22 protein-coding genes, 1 tRNA gene and 1 pseudogene are annotated in these 23208 nt (G+C 61.5%); 4 read left to right on the top strand and 20 right to left on the bottom strand.

What is annotated here, in order from left to right; all coding sequences use genetic code 11:
- Positions 1-10 precede the first annotated feature (10 nt).
- The 14 genes and pseudogenes from C7I36_RS07610 to rpsU all read right to left on the bottom strand — a co-directional run bounded on the left by C7I36_RS07610 (position 11) and on the right by rpsU (position 11078).
- The gene (locus tag C7I36_RS07610) at positions 11-922 is read right to left on the bottom strand and encodes a helix-turn-helix transcriptional regulator (RefSeq protein ID WP_106453120.1); all 912 of its coding nucleotides are present in this window, start codon (positions 920-922) and stop codon (positions 11-13) included.
- A gap of 146 nt (positions 923-1068) precedes the next feature.
- Complete coding sequence (locus C7I36_RS17750) at positions 1069-1407, bottom strand: TrbL/VirB6 family protein (RefSeq protein WP_245880068.1); 339 nt, start codon at positions 1405-1407, stop codon at positions 1069-1071.
- Entirely contained in the window at positions 1376-2449 is a 1074-nt protein-coding gene (gene trbL, locus C7I36_RS07605; protein WP_245880067.1) for a P-type conjugative transfer protein TrbL, read from the bottom strand. The genes C7I36_RS17750 and trbL overlap by 32 nt, the downstream gene beginning before the upstream one ends.
- Positions 2446-2712, bottom strand: coding sequence for an entry exclusion lipoprotein TrbK (gene trbK, locus C7I36_RS07600; protein ID WP_106453119.1), 267 nt, complete (start codon positions 2710-2712; stop codon positions 2446-2448). The genes trbL and trbK overlap by 4 nt, the downstream gene beginning before the upstream one ends.
- Before the next feature lie 15 nt (positions 2713-2727).
- Positions 2728-3516, bottom strand: coding sequence for a P-type conjugative transfer protein TrbJ (gene trbJ / locus C7I36_RS07595; RefSeq protein WP_106453118.1), 789 nt, complete (start codon positions 3514-3516; stop codon positions 2728-2730).
- A 135-nt stretch (positions 3517-3651) separates the two neighbouring features.
- Complete coding sequence (gene traJ, locus C7I36_RS07590; protein WP_425445039.1) at positions 3652-4146, bottom strand: conjugal transfer transcriptional regulator TraJ; 495 nt, start codon at positions 4144-4146, stop codon at positions 3652-3654.
- Positions 4147-4551: 405 nt separating this feature from the next.
- Positions 4552-4968: a hypothetical protein gene (locus C7I36_RS17250; RefSeq protein WP_146137317.1), complete on the bottom strand. Its 417-nt coding sequence runs from the start codon at positions 4966-4968 to the stop codon at positions 4552-4554.
- Positions 4969-4978: 10 nt separating this feature from the next.
- Positions 4979-5641 (bottom strand): hypothetical protein, encoded by a 663-nt coding sequence (locus C7I36_RS17745; RefSeq protein ID WP_245880066.1) that lies wholly within the window; start codon positions 5639-5641, stop codon positions 4979-4981.
- Positions 5642-5764: 123 nt separating this feature from the next.
- On the bottom strand, positions 5765-5947 hold the full coding sequence (locus tag C7I36_RS07580) for a helix-turn-helix transcriptional regulator (RefSeq protein ID WP_106453117.1): 183 nt from the start codon (positions 5945-5947) through the stop codon (positions 5765-5767).
- 307 nt (positions 5948-6254) lie between these two features.
- Positions 6255-6331 (bottom strand) — tRNA-Ile (locus C7I36_RS07575).
- 147 nt (positions 6332-6478) lie between these two features.
- Positions 6479-8326, bottom strand: a pseudogene (gene rpoD / locus C7I36_RS07570) (RNA polymerase sigma factor RpoD); the annotation flags it as partial.
- 224 nt (positions 8327-8550) lie between these two features.
- Positions 8551-10329: a DNA primase gene (gene dnaG, locus C7I36_RS07565; RefSeq protein ID WP_106453115.1), complete on the bottom strand. Its 1779-nt coding sequence runs from the start codon at positions 10327-10329 to the stop codon at positions 8551-8553.
- A gap of 74 nt (positions 10330-10403) precedes the next feature.
- Positions 10404-10847: a GatB/YqeY domain-containing protein gene (locus C7I36_RS07560; RefSeq protein WP_106453114.1), complete on the bottom strand. Its 444-nt coding sequence runs from the start codon at positions 10845-10847 to the stop codon at positions 10404-10406.
- A 15-nt stretch (positions 10848-10862) separates the two neighbouring features.
- Entirely contained in the window at positions 10863-11078 is a 216-nt protein-coding gene (rpsU, locus tag C7I36_RS07555; RefSeq protein WP_014293599.1) for a 30S ribosomal protein S21, read from the bottom strand.
- 171 nt (positions 11079-11249) lie between these two features.
- Between rpsU and tsaD the strand changes: the two genes are divergently transcribed.
- Positions 11250-12266 carry a tRNA (adenosine(37)-N6)-threonylcarbamoyltransferase complex transferase subunit TsaD gene (gene tsaD / locus C7I36_RS07550; protein WP_106453113.1) on the top strand — a complete coding sequence of 339 codons (1017 nt, stop codon included), beginning with the start codon at positions 11250-11252 and terminating at the stop codon, positions 12264-12266.
- 5 nt (positions 12267-12271) lie between these two features.
- Here the strand turns inward: tsaD and plsY are convergent, their stop codons facing one another.
- Positions 12272-12880 (bottom strand): glycerol-3-phosphate 1-O-acyltransferase PlsY, encoded by a 609-nt coding sequence (gene plsY / locus C7I36_RS07545; protein WP_106453112.1) that lies wholly within the window; start codon positions 12878-12880, stop codon positions 12272-12274.
- A 107-nt stretch (positions 12881-12987) separates the two neighbouring features.
- Between plsY and folB the strand changes: the two genes are divergently transcribed.
- Together folB and C7I36_RS07535 are read left to right on the top strand one after the other, a co-directional pair.
- Positions 12988-13356, top strand: coding sequence for a dihydroneopterin aldolase (gene folB, locus C7I36_RS07540; protein ID WP_106453111.1), 369 nt, complete (start codon positions 12988-12990; stop codon positions 13354-13356).
- A 64-nt stretch (positions 13357-13420) separates the two neighbouring features.
- Positions 13421-14224 (top strand): undecaprenyl-diphosphate phosphatase, encoded by an 804-nt coding sequence (locus tag C7I36_RS07535; RefSeq protein WP_181256318.1) that lies wholly within the window; start codon positions 13421-13423, stop codon positions 14222-14224.
- On the opposite strand, the gene C7I36_RS07530 is transcribed toward C7I36_RS07535, so the two are convergent.
- The 5 genes from C7I36_RS07530 to C7I36_RS07510 form a co-directional block, all read right to left on the bottom strand.
- Complete coding sequence (locus tag C7I36_RS07530; protein WP_106453109.1) at positions 14170-15444, bottom strand: multifunctional CCA addition/repair protein; 1275 nt, start codon at positions 15442-15444, stop codon at positions 14170-14172. The genes C7I36_RS07535 and C7I36_RS07530 overlap by 55 nt on opposite strands.
- A 70-nt stretch (positions 15445-15514) precedes the next feature.
- On the bottom strand, positions 15515-18685 hold the full coding sequence (gene putA / locus C7I36_RS07525) for a bifunctional proline dehydrogenase/L-glutamate gamma-semialdehyde dehydrogenase PutA (RefSeq protein ID WP_106453108.1): 3171 nt from the start codon (positions 18683-18685) through the stop codon (positions 15515-15517).
- A gap of 169 nt (positions 18686-18854) precedes the next feature.
- On the bottom strand, positions 18855-19472 hold the full coding sequence (locus C7I36_RS07520; RefSeq protein ID WP_106453107.1) for a TIGR04211 family SH3 domain-containing protein: 618 nt from the start codon (positions 19470-19472) through the stop codon (positions 18855-18857).
- 89 nt (positions 19473-19561) lie between these two features.
- A complete protein-coding gene (locus tag C7I36_RS07515) occupies positions 19562-20827 on the bottom strand; it encodes an inorganic phosphate transporter (protein ID WP_106453106.1) in 1266 nt (421 codons plus the stop codon).
- A gap of 21 nt (positions 20828-20848) precedes the next feature.
- The gene (locus C7I36_RS07510) at positions 20849-21529 is read right to left on the bottom strand and encodes a TIGR00153 family protein (RefSeq protein ID WP_106453105.1); all 681 of its coding nucleotides are present in this window, start codon (positions 21527-21529) and stop codon (positions 20849-20851) included.
- 167 nt (positions 21530-21696) lie between these two features.
- On the opposite strand from C7I36_RS07510, the gene C7I36_RS07505 reads away from it, so the two are divergent.
- The gene (locus C7I36_RS07505; RefSeq protein ID WP_106453104.1) at positions 21697-23208 is read left to right on the top strand and encodes a CYTH and CHAD domain-containing protein; all 1512 of its coding nucleotides are present in this window, start codon (positions 21697-21699) and stop codon (positions 23206-23208) included.

Below are 23208 nucleotides of genomic sequence, written 5' to 3'. Positions count from 1 at the left end.
GATGGCGGCCTCAGTCCAGTTCGGCCGCTTGCTGCTGCTCTGACGAGCAGTAGCCGGGTGCGAGCAAAGCGCTCTTGACGCCATAAATGGCCAGGTGGTCTTTCAACCACAGGCGATACTCAGGCCCCCGCAGGCTGTGATCCGGGGAGCAATCAACGCTCCATTTGCGCAGGATGTAGCCCGCCGTGGCAGCCCGCAGTTTCATGCGCAGGCTGCCGTCATCCATGCCGTAATCCATTTTGGTGATCTCAGGGCGCGGCTGTGCTGGATGCGGAACCAGTTCCAGCTCGACGATGCGGGTCCACTGGATATCCTGGTCACTGCGCTCGTGGGCTTGCACGCTGGCATCCAGTGGGGCCGCGGGGCGCTTTATCCGTGTAATCACAAAATCCCTGAATTCCTGGGTTTTGCGATCAAAGGCGCGGACGTGCCAGCGCAGCCCGTTGTCGATCAGGGCAAAGGGCACGATTTCGCGCTGGGTGCGGCCGCTGGAGATGGAGTGATATTCGATGGCCAGCGGCCGCTCCTGGTGAATGGCCCGGGTGACGGCGGCCAGTACGTCCAGATCTGGATGCGTGAGTCTGGATGGAATCTCACTGGCTACCCATGCTCTCAGCCGGGATGGTTCGCCATCGCCAAACCCCTGGGTCAACCAGGCCAGGACCCGCTCGGGCTGGAAGTCGAAAACCGATTTGAAGTGCTCGCCGAGGACGTAGTGCTTGGCTTTGGTGTCGTAGTCGATATTGCCAGGCGCCAGTTCCTTGTAAACCGCCAGATCTCGCGTGGCTGCGGCCGACTGGATGCCGAAGCGTGATACCAGATCCTGGCGGCGGATATCCCCAATGAAGCGCACCCGCAGCTCTACAAAGGCAAGGCGGTCGCGCTGCGGCTGGGTAAGGTCGTCAAGCTGTTCGTTGGACATTCCTGAGACTCATGCTGGAATCGGGGCCATGATGGTTTCAGGAAGTATATGGCACGCCCCAGCATGCGTCCATTACACACATGCCAGTTCAGTGTGGCGATCATAGTGATCAGGATTATGCCGGGGCGATGTTGGTGGATGGTGGGTTAGGACTCACTCTTGTTGTGGCCGGTATGCTCGGCCGTGCCAGCCAGGCTGTTACCTTCGAACGACGGGGTGCTTGCCCGTAGCGATGACGCCAGGCGACCGCCTGCTGTATCCGCAACGCGGTCTTTGATCTTCTCAGCGGCCGCAGCGCCGATGCCCTTGGCCAGGTTGCCCGCCGTGCCGGCCGCCAGGCTAACGGCCCGCTTTGCGCCGCTCTCCGAATTGCCACCAAACCCTGCTGCCTGCGCGAACGGGCTGCTGACGGCGCTGCCGTCACGGCCAGCGTTGGTACCATGGCCGCCAGCACTACTGTTCGATATTCCTCCCATACTGGGCATGTCGCTCCCGCTCGACATCGAGGCTTGTGCCTTGTCGAACGCTGCCTTGATGGCTGAACCGCCGCCCGCCAGGTTTGCAGCACCACCCATGACCGCAGAACCTGCCATGCTTGCTGCGCCCGCTGCCATTCCAGCCGCCCCCATAAAAGCACCGACCGCTGCTCCGGCCCCGAAGTTGCCGATGCCGCCGGCAGACCCGATGCCGGAACCTGTGATGATCCCGCCTACCATTGGCGGCACCCGGTTTAACCAGCAACAGCAACGCCATGCAGAACACCAGCATGACGCCCAGCTCTTCGAAGTTGAGCACGTTCTGGTTCATCCTGGCGTAGAACGTAGACAGCATGTCGTTACCAATGCCGACCAGCAGCACCATGGTCATGATCTGCACGGCCACACCAAGGACGGTCTTGTAGTAATTGATCGCCATGTCTGAGGTCCAACGCGATCCGCCGAAGCCCAGGAAGAAGATGCCGGCATAGGCCAGTAGCCAGGCTGCGATCAGCATCAGCAGCATGTTGATGGCGACCAGGGCCAGAAGCAGCATGATTGCGGCACTCAATACAGCGCCCACCAGACTATCGACGGGCGACCAGGCCGACAGGTTATTGATGGCCTGCTTCCAGATCATAAAGCCCACATCGACGATGCCGGACGGCGTGACAGAGGATACGCCGGCCGCCTGCTCACCGATTCTGGCCAATGATTGGATGATCGAGTTGGCAAACGCCGGCCCATTGACCAGCAGCCACCAGAAGAAGCCAGTGAAGATGATGAAACGGACCAGCTCCGCGAAGAACTCGCCAATGTCGGCTTTGCGCAGGGCCATCATCCCGAACGTCCAGACCATCGAGATCACCACCAGCGTCCAGAACAGCCACGATGCAGCATCGATAATGACGTGCTGCCAACTGGCTGCTCGGGTGGCGTAATCGGTTACTACCTGGTCGAGAATCCCCTGGTTGGTCAGGTTTGCACTGGCGAGGCTCGAATGCAGCAACAGGACCCCGCCGCTCAGGATTGTTCTAGTCTTGGTCTTCATCGGTTGCCCTCCCGATCTTGCGGCTCGGTCAACTCCAGCCAGTTAAGTGGCTGTTCTGTGGGGGCAATGCCACCGCCTGCCGGCCGGCGCGAGCACAACCCGGCAAATGTCTCCCGAGTTGCCTTGTCCTGGATCTTCATGATCTCTCCCATCTGGCAGTTGGCATCGTTGACCTCCGGCATGGTCGGGGCGGGTGGGGTGTTGTCGCAGCCAGTGATGGCGAGAAGGAAGCCTGCCAGCATCGGAATAGTGAATTTGTTCATGGGTGCTTCTCCTTGTCAGCGGGCCAGTTCGAGCCAGTTCTTGGGACTGTTGGTCGGCGCTATCCGCGATTCGGTGGAAGCGGCATGGGCAGCCTGTTGCTTGGCATCGAGGTCGGCCTCGGCTTGCATCCGTGTTGCAATGACCTGGTGCTGCGCAAGCAACATGGCACGCATCTGCAAGAGCTGGTTAGCCTGCTGGCTGGCAAGCTGGTTGGCATAGCCTAGGGCCTGCATTTGTCCATCCGCACCCTGTGCGCTGTGCTGGAGCCGTTCCAGTGTGCGGGCATCTGCTTGCAGCGCATCCTGCTGCTGTTTCAGGGTATGGAACAGGTCATCATTGGCGCGCTTCTGGCTTTCGCTCGCCAGACGGCGATTCTCGTTCATGGCTGCCCATTCGGCATCTGTGCAACCGCCAGTGGCGTTAAAGCACGGCGAACCACGGTAGAAGGCCACGTCCTGGAACTTGCCGAGATACGCATCCAGGCTGCCGAGCTGGGTCTGGTAGTAATCCAGGGTGTTCATTGCCGAACGCAGGTTGTCCATCGTGCGGGTAGCCTGGTCCCAGATATACGCGGCCGGGGCTATGGTGTTCTGTAGCTGGTTTTCGTACTGCTGGAGCTGGGTTTGATACTGCTCGATCTGCTTGAGCGTTTGTGCCACCGACTCGATGGCGGTCATGACGTTTTGCGTCAGGTTGCCACCGTCAATGACTGGAATCCCGGCCTGAGCCGGTAGCGAGCCGCCGCCGATGGCGAGCGAGATCAGAAACGCGGTTTTAGCCGCTAAAATTTTGCGAGTTCTCATGGTCGATAACCTTTGCTGAAAGTGGCTAGCGTCATCGAGTAGCCGCGCCACGGAGCTATTCGGTAATTGACCAGAGCGACACCGAAGCCCGGCCGTTTTTGTTTGAATCACGGTGTCGATTTTTAGCGGCTAAAATCACTGATCAGCCTGAGGTCGAACAATGGTCCTCATTACCAGGGTCATCTGGTCCTGGGTGGCCTCGATCCTTGCCAGAAGGCGGTGGATCGTTTCCGGACCGAAAGCTGCGGTTCTCACATCGTCGGTTAGCCACAGCTTGAGCAGCCCTCCCAGACGACCGAGGTCACCATTTATGCGGGCAAGCTCTCGCACCCGCTGGTAATCCGTGACGCCCTTGATTTGGTAGCCCTGACCAACCTCCCGCAAATAACGGGCAACACTCATTCCGGCCTGCTTGGCCTGCTGTTCGATATGGATTTTCTCTTCAGGCAGTACCGGAACCCGAAGATGGTGTCGGCGTTTGCGGCTCGTCTCTTTCATCATTGCCTGTCTCTCTTTAACCCTTTCGGCGGCAGCCGATGCCTCGCAGAGCAGGATGAGCGTTGAACACCCTTGGGTGTGAATAAGATCCAGTGAAGATGGATAACCGGCTTGACGGTTAGCTAACTTCACACATCCTGCCCTGTGCTCAGCATCCAATCTTTCACATACACGCCAGGCAATTCATCGCTATTTCATTGCGGCTGGATCGCAACTCCAGTTGCCTCATGCGAATAAGCGATAAAACAGCGGTGTAGTTGCGTTCAACAGCACTGCAACAGCGATTCGACAGCGAGGTAACAGCGATCTTGCAGCGATCTTTATTTTCTGTTGATTTTGAGATGTCCCGCATGCGCGCAATTGTTGGTTTAGTTTCAACGCCAGGTGAGTGCGACATATCGAAGGGTGTTTCATTTAGAAGCAGGTAAAGCGAGCCTGGTTTATCTTCATCACGTGTTTCGAATGCAGGGTCATCACTTTCTCCTGGCGTTCACGTCACGGCGCAAGCCGTTTTATTGATCTGAGTCTTTACTAACATCAGTTCTTTTTACCCTTAGTATTTATTAGCGTCGGGTTTTCCGAATGCGGATTATCCGTAGTTGGATTTACCGTAGTTGGAAAATCCGAACGTGGTGAATCATGATTCCGGTACTCGGGTTGGTCTGACACGAGCCAGGTCGTGTGGCTGAACTTGCCTCGTTCTCCACGCTCTCGCTTGATTCGCAGATAGCCTGCTTGTTGCAGCTCCTGGAGCCCTGTTCGCGTCGCGTCTCGCCCCGACTTTTTCTGCTTGGATAGGTGGGACAGGCGTAGCCGGAAGTTGTCCGGCAGTGACAGTACGAACACCAGGATTCCCAGCGCTTTCCAGGACAGATTGGGGTCCCGAATAAGCTCATTGGGTAGCGTGGTGAAATTCGACCGGACTTTGCGGCGAACAATGACGGTATCATCCACATCATTGCCCTCATGCCTCGTCGATGAGTTCGGCAACATCACTTGCACGGAAATAAACGCGCCGGCCTACTTTGCGTTTCGCAGCGTTCCATTTCTGCGCAAACTCGGTTTGACTTCGCAACGCTATGCGAAGACCATCTGGACTACGCTTAAGTAACTCTGAAAGTTCTGTCAGTGACAGTAACGGTCCATAACGGTCAAGCAGTTGTTCTTCGGTGGTCATCGGTTGGCTCCTTGTGAATACGCCCAACAAGTTCAATGTTCGCAGGGCTTCGGTAACCACCATTAGAAGGAAGGCATGATCATGAATACAGGCGCGGAAATGCCGAATATCACGCAAAAGAAAGAAAAGTCGAATCGCTCCCGTGGAAGGCCAGCCAGGCATGAAAGTGAACGCATGAAAACAATCGCCTGGTATCACTTCTTGGCAGGGGAAAGAGCGCCCGCTGAAATGTGTGACTGGATGCCTTTTGATGATGTTGACCAAGCAACCTCCCTTGCTCATGTTCACCGTGCGTAGCTGGCCTGCCCACTGATACAAGTGTCCCAGCCACTGATGATGCCAGCGCTGAATGTCGGCAAAGGTCAGTGTGTCCCAGAGTTTTGGCAACACATGAGCAGAGAGTTCGCTCAGCACCTGGTTGCTCTTCGGCTTCATGCCCGGTGGCGTCATAGCGGTTCATTCGGGATCCTCTCATATCGTGAGTCTATGAGTCTAAGCAGCACGGGTTGGAATGCCAATATCCGATGCGGACAGAGTGACAAGACACCGTCCGACCCCGACGGTGTCTTTTTGTTAGCGGGCATTTTCCAGCCAGGTGCGGTACGAAGATGCCCGCCAGCCGATGGTGCGGCCGTTGATCCTGAGCGGTGCGGGAAATTTCCCGCTTCTCACCCAGGCCCACAGCGTCCGGCGATCCCTGCCAATCAGCCCGCACATCTCCTTGATACCAATCAGATGTTCCTGTTCTTTTCGCATGATGACTCCCGTCGTGTTGATGATGAAGTCAGGCTAACAGGCTGTTCGTAAGGTGGAAGTCGGCTAAATGCGGCGTTTTCTCAATAAGACCGGTGAGGGGGTAGTGAGTGTGATGTTGGGAAGCACTATCTGTTGGCGTGGCTTTGAATGAGGCTGCTGTGTGTGTTGAAGGCGTACCGCAGATGATTTTTTCTAATGGGGTGGGGGAGCCGATAAGCACCCCGCTTACTTGACCCATTACTTGACCCAATACCGCAGGCAACAAAAAAGGGTTAGCGGCTGTTAACCTGCTAACCCTTGCTGTGTATGGTGGCCCCTCCCAGACTTGAACTGGGGACCTAACGATTATGAGTCGTGTGCTCTAACCAACTGAGCTAAGGGGCCAAAAGTGGGCTGATTATAGGGGAAGGGGCGGGGGCCTGTCTAGCCGTGGCGGCGCTTAGGCGCTTGATTTTTAAGCGGTTGGTACAGCGAGTCAGGCAAAGAAAAAGGGCGCCGGAGCGCCCTTTGAACCTTGTAGTGCGGTGGTGCTTACTCGTCGAGGAAGCTGCGCAGCACTTCGGAGCGGCTGGGATGGCGCAGTTTGCGCAGGGCCTTGGCTTCAATCTGGCGGATACGCTCACGGGTAACGTCGAACTGCTTGCCCACTTCCTCAAGGGTGTGGTCGGTGTTCATGTCGATACCAAAGCGCATGCGCAGCACCTTGGCCTCCCGCGCGGTCAGCCCGGCCAGCACGTCGCGGGTGGCGGCGCGCAGGCTTTCGCTGGTGGCGGAGTCGGCCGGCAGGGACAGGGTGGTGTCCTCGATAAAATCACCCAGGTGCGAATCTTCGTCATCGCCGATGGGGGTTTCCATCGAGATGGGCTCCTTGGCGATCTTCAGCACCTTGCGGATCTTGTCTTCCGGCATGGCCATGCGGTGGGCCAGCTCTTCCGGGGTGGGCTCGCGGCCCATTTCCTGCAGCATCTGGCGGGAAATCCGGTTGAGTTTGTTGATGGTCTCGATCATGTGCACCGGGATGCGGATGGTGCGGGCCTGATCCGCAATGGAGCGGGTGATGGCCTGGCGGATCCACCAGGTGGCGTAGGTCGAGAATTTGTAGCCGCGACGGTATTCGAACTTGTCTACCGCCTTCATCAGGCCGATGTTGCCCTCCTGGATCAGGTCCAGGAACTGCAGGCCACGGTTGGTGTACTTTTTGGCGATGGAGATCACCAGGCGCAGGTTGGCTTCCACCATCTCCTTTTTGGCGCGGCGGGCCTTGGCCTCGCCGATGCTCATGCGGCGGTTGATGTCCTTGATCTGGGAAATGGTGAGGCCGGTTTCCTCTTCCACCGTCTTGAGCTTGCCGATGGCGCGCAGTACGTCTTCCGACACCTCCGCCAGCTTGGACGACCAGGCTTTGCCGGCGGCCAGTTGCTTGTCGAACCACTCCTGCTCGCTTTCGTGGTGGGCAAAGGCCTGCACGAAGGTCTTTTTGGGCATTTTGCACTGCTCGACGCACAGCTTCATGATGATGCGTTCCTGCACCCGCACCCGCTCCATCATGTCGCGCATGCTGTTGACCAGGCGGTCGAACTGCTTGGGCACCAAGCGGAACTGACGGAAGACGTCGGCCAAGGCGGTAATCTGCTCGGCGGCCTGGTCGGAAGTGCGGCCGTGCTGCTGGATAGTGGTACGGGTTTTTTCGTACTGAATGCGCAAATCGCCGAACTTTTCGCGGGCAACTTCCGGATCCGGGCCGTTGTCGCCGTCGGAGTCGTCGTCCTCGTCTTCTTCCTCGTCCTCGTCGTCTTCGTCATCCAGATCTTTTTCGCTCAATTCCGAGCCGATATGGGTGGCGGTGGGAGCGAGGTCGTCGGCCTCTTCCAGGTCGACGAAGCCGGAGATGATGTCGCTCAGCTTGATGTCGCCCGCTTCAAAGCGGTCGAACTGGTCAAGCAGGGAGGTGATGGCTTCGGGGTATTCGGCCACCGAGCTTTGCACCTGGTTGATGCCGTCTTCGATACGTTTGGCGATGTCGATTTCGCCTTCGCGGGTCAGCAGCTCTACCGTGCCCATTTCGCGCATATACATGCGCACCGGATCCGTGGTGCGGCCGATTTCCGATTCAACGGAGGCCAGCGCCTGGGCGGCGGCTTCGGCGGCGTCTTCGTCGGCGGTGGTTTCCGACATCATGAGATCATCGGCATCGGGGGCGCTTTCCACCACCTGAATGCCCATGTCGTTGATCATCTGGATGATGTCTTCGATCTGATCGGAATCGACAATATCCTGGGGTAGATGATCGTTCACCTCGGCGTAAGTCAGGTAACCCTGTTCTTTACCTTTGGCAACGAGAAGCTTAAGCTGTGACTGCGGGGTTTGCTCCATAGAACTCGTCCGGTTAGATGTTGCAAGAGGGTGTAGGCATTAGGCACTCTTTTATGGCGCGCAAGTAGCCGATTATAACAAAATTTGACCAGGGTCGCTATCCGGTCTGTGCTCGCCAACACACCTCGCCTCTTGACGGTGAGCGTGCTGCCGCTTTTAATGGTTTCATCTTTTACCCGTATCCGGGCCTGTCTTGTAATCTTGGGGCGCTATGCCCGTTTTTCAATGGCTCAGGCCATGCCGCCCTTGCTTTCCGTTAGCAGCAGCAGCAGTTCCTGTTTTTCTGCCGGGGTCAATCCTTGCGGGCTGCGGCTTTTCTGTTGCAGCAGCTCGATGCGCCTGGCCAGGAATTCATTGATCAGCACCACGAAGATATCCTGTAATTCCTGCTCGATATGATCGCCTGCCAGCAGTTCGTCGATCATGGCGAGGCGCGAGAGCGCCTGCTCGGACGGATGCCCCCGCCAGTGTTCGAGCAGTTGGGCGGTACTGAGTCCGGGGTGTTGCTGTACCTGACGCAGCAGTGCCAGCAGCAGATCCATTCCCGGCAAGGTGAGCTCCTGCAATTCCGGCATGGCCGGCAGCCTGGCCGCGGCAGCCGGATATTGTAGCACAAGGGCTATGGCCCGGCGAAGAGGGGTCAGCTTTATCTTTTTGGTGGCGCGCTGTGCGGGCGGACCGGCCGTGGCAGGGGCCGTTTGCAGCCGCTGAAACAATTCCTTTACCCGGCGTTCGTTCTCGCCCCAGTTAAGCTGGCGCGACAAGCGGGTGATCAGGCCTTCCCGGGTAAAGCCCTCCGGTACCCGTGTGATGGCCTCGGCCGCCTTGTGGGCCAGCTCGTGCTGGCCGGCGTCGCCGCTCATGCTGTCTTGCGCCAGGCGTTCAAACAGGAAGTCGCCAAAGTCCTGGGCGTTGTCCAGCAGCCGCTCAAAGGCCTGCTGGCCCTGGGTACGTACCAGGCTGTCCGGGTCTTCGCCGTCGGGCAGGAACACGAATTTCAGGCTGCGTCCGTCCTGCATCAGCGGCAGGGCATTGTCCAGGGCCCGCCAGGCGGCTTCGCGCCCGGCGCGATCGCCGTCGTAGCAGCAGATCACCTCGCGGGTGGTGCGATAGAGTAGCTGTAACTGATCCGAGGTGGTGGAAGTGCCGAGGCTCGCTACCGCGTAATCAATGCCGAACTGGGCCAGGGCCACTACGTCCATGTAGCCTTCCACCACCAGGATGCGCGCCGGGTTGCGGTGGGCCTGACGTACTTCGTACAGGCCGTAAAGCTCGCGGCCCTTGTGGAACACCGGGGTTTCCGGCGAGTTCAGATATTTGGGGGTACCGTCGCCCAGAACCCGTCCGCCGAAGCCGATGGTACGCCCCCGGCGATCGCGGATCGGGAACATGATGCGATCGCGGAAGCGATCATAGATCCTGCCCTTGTCGTTCTGCAGCAGCATGCCGCCTTCGATCAACTGCTGCTCGGCCTCCCGGCCGCGGGCGAACTGGCGTTTGACGCTGTCCCATTGATCCGGCACATAGCCAATGCCAAAACGCTTGACCACCTCGCCACTCAGGCCGCGTCCTTTCAAATAGGCGATGGCAGCCTGGGACTGCTTGAGCTGGGTCTGGTAGAAACGGCTGATTTCGTTGAGCTGGCTATAGAGATCCTGACGCACCGCCTTGGCCGCCGCCTGCTGTTGGGGCGAGGCTCCGCCGCTGTGTTCCCGGGGTACGCTCAGGCCGTGCAGGGCGGCGAGTTCGTCGATGGCGTCGAGGAATTCCAGGCCGTCGTATTCCATCAAAAAACCCAGCGCGGTACCGTGGGCGCCGCAGCCGAAGCAGTGGTAGAACTGTTTGTCGGGACTGACGGTGAAGGAGGGGCTTTTTTCGTTGTGAAAGGGGCAGCAGGCCTGGTAGTTTTTGCCGGCTTTTTTGAGTTTTACCCGCTGTTCGATCAGGTCGACGATGTCGGTGCGGGCCAACAAATCATCGATAAAGGATTGAGGTATTCTGCCTGCCATGGTTCACCGGGATGCGAAAAAACAAAGCCGTGCATCGAAAGAAGCACGGCCCGTTGGCAGGTTAGCGTCGGCAGTTAAGCCAGTTTGGCTTTAATGATGGCGCTGACCTTGCCCATGTCTGCACGTCCCTGGATCTGCGGCTTGAGCACCGCCATGACCTTGCCCATGTCCTGCATGCCGGTGGCACCGGTATCGGCGATGGCCCGGATCAGCAAGGCATCCAGTTCGTCTTGGGTCAGGGGCTGCGGCAGGAATTCCTGCAGCACAGTGATTTCCCGGCGCTCGTTGTCGGCCAGATCCTGGCGACCAGCCTGCTCGAACTGGCCGGCGGCATCCTTGCGCTGCTTCACCATTTTGGTGATCACAGCAATGATGCCGTCGTCGTCCAGCGTTTCGCGGCTGTCTATCTCTTTTTGCTTGATCTCGGCCATCAGCATGCGCAGGGTGCCCAGGCGAGCCTTGTCTTTGGCGCGCATGGCATTTTTCTGCTGTTCCGACAGCTGGTCTTTCAAGGACATGAGATCAATGACGACTTAGTACAGACGGGTACGACGTGCGTTTTCGCGAGCCAGCTTCTTGGCGTGACGCTTAACAGCGGCAGCCTTGGCGCGCTTGCGCTCGGTAGTCGGCTTTTCGTAGTGCTCGCGGCGACGCACTTCGGACAGGATACCGGCTTTTTCGCAGGAACGCTTGAAGCGACGCAGGGCTACGTCGAAGGGCTCGTTTTCACGTACTTTAATTACTGGCATGTGCCTCTCACCTCGGTTGACTGGCCTGTCACCGGCCAGCATGACTGTAAAAATGGTGCGAAATTCTACTCTGAAGCGCCCCTGGCTGTAAAGGCCGGCAGCCCTTCGCTGGTTAAAAAATCGCGGGCAGGGTAACATAGTCGGTCCCTTTCCGACAGTGTTATTAAGCCCATGCGCGTACTAGGTATCGAGACTTCCTGCGATGAAACCGGCATCGCCATTTACGACGACCAACTCGGCATTCTGTCCCATCAGCTCTACAGCCAGGTCAAGCTGCACGCCGACTATGGCGGCGTGGTGCCGGAACTGGCCAGCCGGGATCATGTTCGCAAGACCATACCGCTGATCAAGGCTGCGCTGGACGAGGCCGGCTGCGGCAAGGACGAGATTGACGGTGTGGCCTACACCGCCGGGCCGGGGCTGATGGGGGCCCTGCTGGTGGGTGCCGCCATTGGCCGCAGCCTGGCCTTTGCCTGGGGCAAGCCGGCGGTGGCGGTACACCATATGGAAGGCCATCTGCTGGCGCCCATGCTGGAAGAACGGGTGCCCGCCTTTCCCTTTATTGCCCTGCTGGTGTCCGGCGGCCATACCCTGCTGGTGCGGGTGGACGGCATTGGCCGTTATGAGATCCTCGGCGAGTCCATCGACGACGCCGCCGGCGAGGCCTTCGACAAGACCGCCAAGCTGATGGGACTCGACTATCCCGGCGGACCCCGCCTGGCCAGGCTGGCCGAGCAGGGGGTGGCCGGACGTTTCCACTTTCCCCGGCCGATGACCGACAGGCCTGGCCTGGATTTCAGCTTTTCCGGGCTGAAGACCGCCACCGCCACCACCATTGCCGCCGAAGGCAATGACGAACAAACCCGGGCCGACATCGCCCATGCTTTCCAGCAGGCGGTGGTGGACACCCTGGCCATTAAATGCAAGCGGGCGCTGCAACAGACCGGGCTCCAGCGCCTGGTGGTGGCCGGCGGCGTCAGCGCCAACCTGTCGCTGCGCAGCCAGCTGGCGACGCTGATGACGGGGCTTGGCGGAGAGGTGTTCTACCCGCGCAACGAATACTGCACCGATAACGGCGCCATGATTGCCTTTGCCGGCCTGCAGCGGCTCAAGGCCGGCGAGTTCGAGCCGCTGGCGATCAAGGCCCGGCCGCGTTGGCCGCTGGACGAGTTGGCAGCGGTGGGCTGAGCCGGCTAGTCCGGTTTATGGCGTTTGAAGCGCTCCAGCAGCGGCGGTTCCTGGTGGCGGTAGAGCCGGCTGATATTGCGATGGTGGCGCAGTATGATGAGGCAGGACAGCAGCGCCACCGCCAGGGTGTATTCGGGCTTGATAAAATACACGAACAGCGGCGCGAACAGGGCGGTGATCAGCGATGCCAGTGAGGAATAGCCGAACAGTCCCAGGCTCAGCAGCCAGGTCAGCAGCAGCAGGCCGGTCAGATCCATGCCCAGTGGCAGCAGGGCTCCGAGGGCCGTGGCCACCCCCTTGCCGCCGCGAAAGTGAAAAAACAGCGGAAACATGTGGCCCAGGCAGGCGGCCATGGCAATAAAGGCGAGATACAGCGGACTGATGCCGAGCAACCAGCCCAGGTATACCGGCAGGGTGCCCTTGAGGATGTCGAGCAGCAGCACCCACACAGCGGCACTGCGGTGGCCGGTGCGCAAGACATTGGTGGCGCCGGGGTTGCCCGAGCCGTGAGTGCGGGGATCCGGCAGGCGATAGAGGCGTGAGATCAATACGGCGCTGGATATCGAACCACCCAGGTAGGCCAGCATGATCATGAATAAGGTAAGGGCCGTCATCTCGCGGTTTATACCCCGGGTTCAATCCGTTATGATGGCGCGCTCTAACAGGGCCGAAGACGGCCTGCTCGCCGACGATAGCCACAGCTTAACAGAAGAAAGAGACGATGGATAAAGTGTTTGTGCAAGGCCTGGAAGTGCTCACCACCATAGGCGTTTACGAGTGGGAAAAGGGCATAAGGCAGAAGATTCGCTTCGACCTGGAAATGGGCTTCGACAATCGGCCGGCTGCGGACGGCGACGACATCCGGCTGGCCCTCGACTATGCGGCCCTGGCGCAAAAAGTCTCGGACTACGCCGAACAAAACCATGTGGAGCTGGTCGAAACCATGGCCGAGCATATTGCCCGGTTGATTCTTGCGGAGTTTCCTGTCCTGTCGGTGCGGGTACGGCTGACCAAACCGGGTGCCGTGGCCAATGCCGCCGGCGTCGGCGTCGAGATAGAACGCTTTGCCCGGGGAAATGACGCAAGCTGAGGTTCATCAAGGTGTCATTATCGGCGGCTAGCCTGCCGATGGTTCCCGCAACAGGGTTTTTATCATGGAAGTGCAAGCCATCCTGCTGGCGTTGATTCAGGGTTTTACCGAGTTCCTCCCCATTTCCAGTTCCGCCCATCTTATCCTGCCTTCCGTGCTGCTGGGCTGGCGTGACCAGGGCATGGCCTTTGATGTGGCGGTGCATCTGGGCAGCCTGCTGGCGGTGGTCTATTACTTTCGGCGCGAAGTGCTGGCCATGGCCAGCTGCTGGTGGCGTTCCCTGCGTGGCGGCGGCCACAGTCCCGAATCGCGGCTGGCCTGGGGCATCATACTGGCGACCATACCGGCCTGCGTGGTGGGACTGTTGTTGGGAGACTGGATTGGCGCTCATCTGCGTTCCGGCTGGGTGATTGCCGTGGCCACCATCGTATTCGGGATCCTGCTATGGTGGTCCGATCGCATGGCGCGGCTGCAGAAAACCGAATACCAGACCGGCTGGCGTGGCGCCCTCTGGCTCGGCTGCGCCCAGGCCCTTGCACTCATCCCGGGGACTTCCCGCAGTGGCATCACCCTCAGCGCCGGCCTGATGCTGGGCTTGACCCGGGAGGCGGCGGCGCGTTTTTCCTTCCTGATGTCCATTCCCATCATCTTTCTGGCAGGCAGCCACCAAGCCAGCGATTTGATCGGCAGCCAGGCGGTGATGTCCTGGTCTGCCGTCGGTATCGGCGTGCTGGCTTCCTTTGCCAGCGCCCTGGCCTGCATCCACCTGTTTCTGGCGCTGCTCAACCGTATCGGGGTGCTGCCTTTCGTACTCTACCGGCTGGGGCTGGGTGCCGTGCTGCTATGGATGCTGTCGGCCCAGTCCTGAAGCCATAGTATTAGCCGACGCCGTCGTTCTTCGCGGATGGCGTCGCCGATGGCGGCGCCCTTTATGCCCTGCTCGACAAAGGCCTGGGCGGTGATCTGGCGCAGTTCGCCGAGCCAGTGCCACAATCGTTCCCGCTGGGGATAGGGCTTGCCGCCAAATCCCTTGCGGCCCTGCAAGTCCGCCTGGGCACAGATCAGCAACTGGGCAAAGCGCGCCGGCTTGCGCCAGGCGTCGGTGTGGTTGAACAGTTCGAGAATGCGTTCCGCGTGCTCCGGGCAGGGTTCTGCCAGGCGGTGGAACAGGATGTGCCAGCGGCTCATCAGCAGCGCCAGCTCCCGGTGCTCGGTCGGCACTTTCAGGCGGGCGCAGAGGGCTTCTATGGGCGCCACGCCCAGCTCGCCGTGATGATGGTGGCTGGGCCATTTTTCCTGGGGCGTCAGCGCCTTGCCAAAATCGTGGCAAAGGGCGGCGAAACGGCAGCACAGATCGCCACCCAGTTCGGCCGCCCGCTTGAGCACCATCAGGGTGTGGATGCCGGTGTCGATTTCCGGATGCCATTTTTCCGGGCCTGGCACTCCGAACAGGGCCTCCAGTTCGGGGAACAGCACACCCAGGGCGCCGGCCCGGCGCAACACCTCGAAATACACCTGGGGATCCTCGGTGGCCAGGGCTTTTTCCGTTTCCTTCCATACCCGCTCCGGGGTCAATGCGGCCAGCTCGCCGCTTGCGGCCATCCGCCGCATCAGGGCCAGCGTCTCGTCGGCCAGGGTAAAGCCGAGGTGATGGAAGCGGGCGGCGAAGCGGGCCACCCGCAGCACCCGCAGCGGATCCTCGGCGAAGGCCTCGGACACATGGCGCAGTATCCGGCGGTCGAGATCCTGCCTGCCGCCATAGGGGTCGTGCAGTCCGCCCTGTTCATCCCGGGCAATGGCGTTGATGGTCAGATCCCGGCGACGGAGGTCTTCCTCCAGACTCACCTCGGGGCCGAAGTCGCAGATAAAGCCGGTGTAGCCGCGGCCGGACTTGCGCTCGGTGCGGGCCAGGGCGTATTCCTCCCGGGTGTCGGGATGCAGGAACACCGGAAAGTCCCTGCCCACCTGGGTGTAGCCGAGCGCGAGCAGCTGCTCCGGAGTGGCGCCTACCACCAGGTAATCCCGCTCTTTTACCGCCAGGCCCAGCAGTTCGTCCCGTACCGCGCCCCCCACCAGATAGATCTCCACGCCCAGTCTCCCCCAATGACAAAAGGGCCATTATAGCGGCTGAAAATGAAAAAAGGCGCCGAAGCGCCTGTCACTCTTCCCCCAGGGACAGCAGGGTGGCGTTGCCGCCGATGGCGGTGGTGTTGTTGGTAACGGTCTTCTCGGTGATAAAGCGGCTCAGGTAGTGGGGGCCGCCGGCCTTGGGGCCGGTGCCGGACAGGCCCTGGCCGCCGAAGGGCTGTACGCCCACCATGGCGCCGATCTGATCCCGGTTGATGTAGACGTTGCCCGCATCCACGGACCTGGCCACCTGATCGGCAAAGGACTCGTTGCGGCTGTGGATGCCTAGGGTCAGGCCGTAGCCGGTGCCGTTGATGTCATCGACCACCTGGCCGATGTCCTTCGCCTTGAATCGCACCACATGCAGTATGGGGCCGAACTGCTCCTTTTCCAGCTCCTTGATGCTGCCGATTTCCAGTGCCGTGGGCCGCACATAGAAGCCCTTGTCGCAGCCTTTGGCCATGGGGGCCTCGGCGATGATCCGCTTGCCTTCGGCCTTCATCCGCGCCAGGTGCGCCTCCAGCCCGGCCCTGGCGCCCTGGTCGATCACCGGGCCCACGTCGGTGGACCAGAGCGCGGGATCGTCCACGCTCAGCTCCTTCATGGCGCCCTTGAGGATCTCCAGCACCCGCTCGGCGACGTCTTCCTGCAGGTAGAGCACCCGCAGGGCAGAGCAGCGCTGGCCGGCGCTCTGGAAGGCGGCGCGCAGCACGTCGCGCACCACCTGCTCGGGCAGGGCGGTGGAGTCCACTATCATGGCGTTCTGGCCGCCGGTTTCGGCGATGAGCGGCACTATGGCGCCCTGGCGTTTGGCCAGGGTCAGGTTGATCAGCTGGGCGGTGTCGGTGGCGCCGGTGAAGCAGACCCCGGCAATGCGCGGATCCTGGGTGAGAGCCGCGCCCACGGTGGCGCCGTCGCCGGGCAGCAACTGCAGCACCTCGGCGGGAATGCCGGCCTGGTGCGCCAGGGTCACCGCCAGGTGGGCCACCAGCGAGGTCTGCTCCGCCGGTTTGGCCAGCACCGTATTGCCGGTGACCAGGGCGGCGGCCACCTGGCCGAGGAAGATGGCCAGCGGGAAGTTCCAGGGGCTGATGCACACGAAGGGTCCCCGGCCCTGGGCATGGAGCAGGTTCAGCTCGCCGGTATAGCCGGGCAGGCGGGTGGGCTCGGCCATCAGGCGGCGGGCTTCAACGGCGTAGTAGCGGCAGAAGTCCACCGCCTCGCGCACCTCGTCGATGCCGTCCTGCAACAGCTTGCCCGCCTCCCGGGTACAGAGCGAGACGAACTCGGCGCTGTGTGCCTCCAGCATTTCGGCCAGCTTTTCCAGGGCCCGGGCGCGTTGCTCCACCGGGGTGTCGCGCCAGCCCTTGAAGGCGGCCTGGGCCCGGCCCACCGCCTGCGCTACCGTCGCCTGGTCGGCAAACCACACCTGGCCTACCTGCCGGCCCTGATCCTGGGGGCTCAGCACGGCGCTGGCGGTGCCCTGGGTCAGGGTCTTGCCGCCGATCACCGGGCCGGCCTGCCACTGCTTATCGGCCAGCCTGGCCAGCTCATTGAAGAAGGGAGTGCGGATGCCTTCGATATTCAGGTTCAGGCCCCGGGAGTTGACCCTGTCCGGGAAGATAGCCAGCGGCAGCGGGATTTTGTTGTTGGCCAGGCCGGAGCCATCCCGCAGGCTGAGCGCCGGGTGGGTGATCAGGCTGTCGATGGGGGTGTCGGGATCCACCAGCTTGTGCACGAAGGAGGTGTTGGCGCCGTTTTCCAGCAGCCGGCGCACCAGGTAGGGCAGCAGATCCTTGTGGGCCCCCACCGGGGCGTAGATGCGGCATACCAGGCCGGGGTTTTCCTTCAGCACGGTGTTGTACAGCTCCTCGCCCATGCCGTGCAGACGCTGGAACTCGAAGCGGCGTTCCCCCGCCATGGCCATCACCGACACCAGGGTGTGGGCGTTGTGGGTGGCGAACTGGGGATAGATGGCGCCCCGGGTCGCCTCGCTCAGCAGGTAGCGGGCACAGGCGAGGTAAGACACATCGGTGCCGGCCTTGCGGGTATAGACCGGGTAGCCGTCGATGCCGGCCTGCTGGCAGTGCTTGATTTCGCTGTCCCAGTAGGCGCCCTTCACCAGCCGCACCGGGATCTCGTCGCCCTGCTCCCGGGCCAGGGCGGTCAGCCAGCACAGTACCGGCAGGGCGCGCTTGGAATAGGCCTGCACCACCAGGCCGAGCCCGCCCCAGCCCCGGTTGACCTCGGCACGGTACAGGGCCTCGAACAGATCGAGGGACAGCTCCAGCCGGTCCATCTCTTCCGCGTCGATGGTGATAAAGACGTCCAGTTTGCGCGCCTCTGCCAGCAACCCCAGCACGGTGGCATGCAGCTCGCTCAGCACCCGCGCGCGGCTGGCTTCCTCGTAGCGGGGGTGCAGGGCGGACAGCTTGATGGAAACGGAGGGGCGCGGCACCGCCGGGTTGTTGAGCTGCTCGGCGCCCACGATGGCGATGGCCTTGGCGTAGTCGGCACGGTACTTCCCGGCATCGGCGGCGGTCATGGCCGCCTCGCCCAGCATGTCGTAGGAATGGGTGTAGCCGAGTTCGCGGGACTTGCGGCTGGCCTTGAGCGCCTCCTTGATGTCCCGCCCCAGCACGAACTGCTTGCCCATGATCTTCATGGCCGCGTACATGGCGGAGCGCACCACTGGCTCGCCCAGGCGGTTGATCATGCGATTGAGCACATTGGCCGGGTTGCCGTCGAGCTTTTTGTCCATGCGCACTATCTTGCCGGTCAGCATCAGGCCCCAGGTGGAGGCGTTGACCAGGGTGGAATCGCTCTGGCGGAAGTGTCTGGCCCAGTCGGCGCCGGACAGCTTGTCCTTGATCAGTTCGTCGGCGGTATGGCTGTCGGGGATGCGCAGCAGCGCCTCGGCCAGGCACATCAGGATAATGCCCTCCTGGGTGTCCAGGCTGTATTGCTGCAGGAAGGCGTCGATGCCATCGCCGCCGTCGCTTTCCGCCCGCACCTGGGTCACCAGGCGGCGGGCCTGGTCGGTGATGCGGGCCAGGGTCTGGGCGTCGGCCGGCACCTGTTCCAGCAGGCTGGCCAGGTAGCCGTTTTCATCGACCACATAGTTGCGGGTAATGTCCCGGCGCAGGGCCGGCAGGTCGCGGGGGGCGTAACCGGGAGCGAAGACGGTGGCGGCATTGAACATGGCGACACTTCCTGAATGGGAGCCGGGACGGCGGCTCCTTGACCGCGGGCATCCTGTGGCCGGGGGGATGCCCTGTGTGCCTGTTAAAGATAGCCGAGCCCGGGGAAGGTAAGTCAGGGGTAACAAAAAAGCGCCACCGGGGCGCTTGGGGGAGCGGGTATCCTGGCAGTCAGTTCATCCAGCGATCCTGGCGGCGGCGGCGACGCAGCGGTATCAGCGGCAGCAAAAATCCGACCAGGGCGCCGATGCCGGCCACCAGGCCGCCGTTGACCAGCCAGTCCAGGCGCATCTGATGCTCCTTGTCGTCCATCAGGCCGGACAGGCGGCGGTTTTCGGCGGCAATCCGCTCATGGCTCCGGCTCAGCTCGTCCAGCTGTGCGTTCAGCCGATCCAGTTCCTGCTGCTGGCTGTCGATCTGGCGCACCTTGTCGGCCACGTCGTCGGCATGGCGCTGGTCGGCGTCGGCCAGCAGCTGTCGCGCCTGCTCCAACTCCTGGGTCAGGGCCGGCAGGCGGACGCGGAAGCTTTCTTCGGATTGCAGGAACTGGCCTTCGATCCAGCCGGTACGTCCTTCGCCGTCGCGGATCTGTACATATTGGCTGTCGGCGTTGCGGTCCAGGTACTCCACCGGCTCGCCGGCGTTGATGGAGCCGAGGATGCGGTACTGATTGCTGGGTCCGGCATGGAGGTAGGCATAAACGTTATCGGAAACATAACGGGTGGCGGCCAGAGCATGGCCATGCCAGGGCAGGCTGCACAACAGCACCAGGAGCAGTTTCGATTTCACTTGGGATTCCTTCACTCTCGTTGATGGAGCCATGGTAATCGGCGCGGCGGGGAAGGACAAGAACAAGGGGGCCCGCAGGCCCCCGTCGATCAGGTGAACATCCACTGGATGATGTAGAAGAATACAATGGCCAGGATGGCCCCGGCGGGCAGGGTGACAATCCAGGACACCACTATGTTGCGCAGCACATTGAGATTGAGGGCGGCGATGCCCCGGGCCAGGCCGACCCCCATCACCGCGCCCACCAGGGTCTGGGTGGTGGAGATGGGCAGGCCGGTGCCGGACGCGATCACCACTGTCGCAGCGGTGGCCAGCTGGGCGGCAAAGCCGCGGCTGGGCGTCAGGTGGGTAATGCCGGTGCCCACGGTGGCCATTACCTTGTGGCCCAGGGAGGCCAGGCCGATAACGATGCCGATGCCGCCGAGCGGCAGTATCCACCAGGCGATGCTCGACTGGGAGGCGATCTGGCCGGCGCTTTCCACCACCCCCACCACGGCAGACAGCGGACCTATGGCGTTGGCCACGTCGTTGGAGCCGTGGGCAAAGGCCATGGCGCAGGCGGTGACCACCATCAGGATACCGAACACTTTCTCCACGTTGGAGAAATGCATGTCCTTGTCGTCCAGGGGGTTGTACTGCTGGCGCTTGATGTAGAAGGCGCTGATCACGGCGCTGACCAGGGAAACGGCCACCGACAGGCCCCAGCTCTGGACGTTGGTCATGTCCAGGCCAACATGGCTCAGGCCCTTCTTCAGGGTGACCAGGCAAATCACCATGACGGTGAAAAAGATGTAGACGGGCACGTACTTCTTGGCCGCGGTCAGCGGGCTGTCGGCATTGAAGATCAGGCGCTGCACACTGATAAAGGTGAAGTAGGCGAGCAGGCCGGACAGGGCCGGGGTCACTATCCAGGAGCCGACCACGCCGCCCAGTTTGCCCCAGTGCACCGCCTCGGCGCCGAGCGACACCAGGGCAAAGCCGACGATGGCGCCGATGATGGAGTGGGTGGTGGACACCGGCCAGCCGAAGTAGGAGGCCAGCAACAGCCAGGTACCGGCGGCCAGCAGGGAGGCGATCATGCCGAACACCAGCTGATCGGGGGTATCGGCGAAGGCCGCGGAGTCGATGATGCCGCTGCGGATGGTGGAGGTGACCTCGCCGCCGGCCAGGTAGGCACCGGCGAACTCGAAGATCATGGCGATGATGATCGCCTGTTTGATGGTCAGCGAACGGGTACCCACCGAGGTGCCCATGGCATTGGCCACGTCATTGGCGCCGATGCCCCAGGCCATAAAGAAGCCGAACACGGCGGCAACCAGGATCAGCGTGGTGCCGTAGTTAGCGATGATATCCATTTATATACCTTGTTGTTTCGCTCAGGAACGGGACAGCATCAGCTCCAGGCGGGAACCTACCCGCTCGGCCTGATCTGCCAGGTCGCCGACCCACTCAAGGATCTTGTAAAGGAACATGACGTCGATGGGATTGTAGCCGTCCTCGATCGCCTGCAGTTGCTTGCGCAGCTTGGCCTGCATGACGTCGGTGTCGTCTTCGATGAGATCGAGCTGGTGGATCATGTCGGTGACCAGATCCATTTCCCGGCCCTTGAAGCCGGTTTCCAGCAGTTCGTCGAGTTCGTCGATGGCCTTGGCCGCCTGGGCGGTGGCGTCGATGCAGCGGTTGAGGTAATCCATAAAGGCGGATTTGAGCTGCAGCGGAATTTCCATCTGGCGGCCCACGATGCGGCCGGAGATATCTTTTGCCTTGTTGGCAATCTTGTCCTGCTGGGTCAGCAGTTCGAGCATGTCGGTGCGTTCGACCGGCATGAACAGGCCGCGGGGGAGTTTGAGGCGGATTTCCCGCTTCAGGGCGTCGGCTTCCCGTTCGAGCTGGGAAATGCGGCGCTGGATCTGCTCGGCCTTTTCCCAGTCCTGCTCCCACATGGCGTCGAAGAAGGGAACCAACTGCTGCGCAGCCTCATGGACTTTCATCACATGCTTCTGCAAGGGCTTGATGGGGGACTTGGCAAAGAGTCCCAAAATAGTATTTACTGGCATAGCCAACCCTGTGTCGGTGAAAAAACACTCGATACGTCAATGTGGCGCGAATGGTAACTTAACTACAAAGGCAAGAAAACAGCATTTTTCATAAAACCGTCATGCTGCTCTGCTAGTGGCTTCTGCTTTTACTCTTAAATCAAAAGGTTGGTTTTCCGGACACCCTTATGGATACAGAAATAGAGATCAAGTTTCTTGTCTCACGCGATATCACCGACAGCCTGCCCGAACTGTTGCAATCTTACCAAATCCTCCAGCACGACCAGCAGCACCTGGCCAATACCTACTTCGACACCGCCGATCTCGCCCTGCGCCGGATGAAGGCGGGGTTGCGCATCCGCAGCCGCAACGGCCGGCTGGAGCAGACCATCAAGCTGGCGGGCAGCCAGGTCGGCGGCCTGCACCAGCGACCCGAATACAATGTGGCCCTGGAGGTGCACAACCCCGACCTGTCCCGTTTTCCGGCCCGGCTGTGGCCCGCCGGTACCGACATCGACAGCCTGCAGCAGGGGTTGCAGCCCCTGTTCTGCACCGACTTTGTCCGCCATCGCTGGCTGCTGGCGCTGGATGACGCCGAGATCGAGCTGGCCCTGGACAGTGGCGAGGTGCAGGCGGGGGAGCGGCGCGAGCCCATCCGCGAGCTGGAACTCGAACTGGTGCGCGGCGATGCCTCGGCCCTGTTCGAGTTGGCCGAGACCCTGGTGAAGCAGGGCGGCCTGCGGTTGGGGGCCGTGTCCAAGGCCCAGCGCGGTTACCGGCTGGCGGGCCTGAGTCCCATGCCGCGGCTGCGCGCGCTGGAGCCGGTGGCGCTCGAGCCCGGCGAGTCCTGCGAGCAGGCGATGATATCCCTGCTGCACCTGGCCCTGTCCCACTGGCAGCACCATGAGGAAGGCTGGCTGGCCGGGCCCGGCACCGACTGGCTGGTGCAACTGCGGGAGGGAGTGTCGCTGGTGCACCAGATCCTGTTGATGTTCGGGGAGCGGGTATCGCACCGGGTCAACAGCGGCTGGATCGACGATCTGCTGTGGCTGCAACAGCAATTGTCCTGGCTCGACCGGGCCCAGATGCTGGCTCACCTCACCGTCGACCGTGGCCATTACCTGCGCCGCCTCGACTGCCAGAAGGCACTGCTGCGCGAGCTGGCGCAACTACAGGAGCGGTTGCCCGGCGAGCAGGCCCTCCATGAACTGCTGCACAGTCCGCGCTACGGCCGGCTGGTGCTGGGCCTGACGCACTGGCTGTATCGCCAGGATTGGCGGGCGGGACTTGGCCGGGAGCAACAGGCACTGCTGGCGGCGCCGGTGGCCGACCTGGCCCGGGAGCTGCTGGAGGACAGCTGGCATACCCTGCGCCACAGCGCCCTCGGCGAGGCGCGCCTGGACGGCGAGCAGTACATCCAGCAGAAGGGCAAGCTCAGGCGCAACCTGATGGTGGGACTGTGCTTCAGCGCCCTGTATCCGGACGCCGGCCTGGTGGGGTTCCGCATGCCCTGGCTGGACATACTGCGCGGCATCGAGGATCTGGACATGCTGTCGCCCCTGGCGGATATCGGCGACAGGCTGGAACCCGAGGAACGGGAAGAGCTGGCGCAGTGGCTGGCGCGCAAGCAGGACTTCCTGCTGGAGGCGCTGGAGCAGTCCCGCCTCCAGGGGTTGCAGCTGGAGCCCTACTGGCGCTGA

Origin of the sequence: Zobellella taiwanensis (genome assembly GCF_003012795.1) — a bacterium.
Taxonomy (GTDB): Bacteria; Pseudomonadota; Gammaproteobacteria; order Enterobacterales; family Aeromonadaceae; genus Oceanimonas; species Oceanimonas taiwanensis.
Note: the sequence above shows the minus strand (reverse complement) of the source record. Positions and strands in the feature narration are given on the sequence as shown.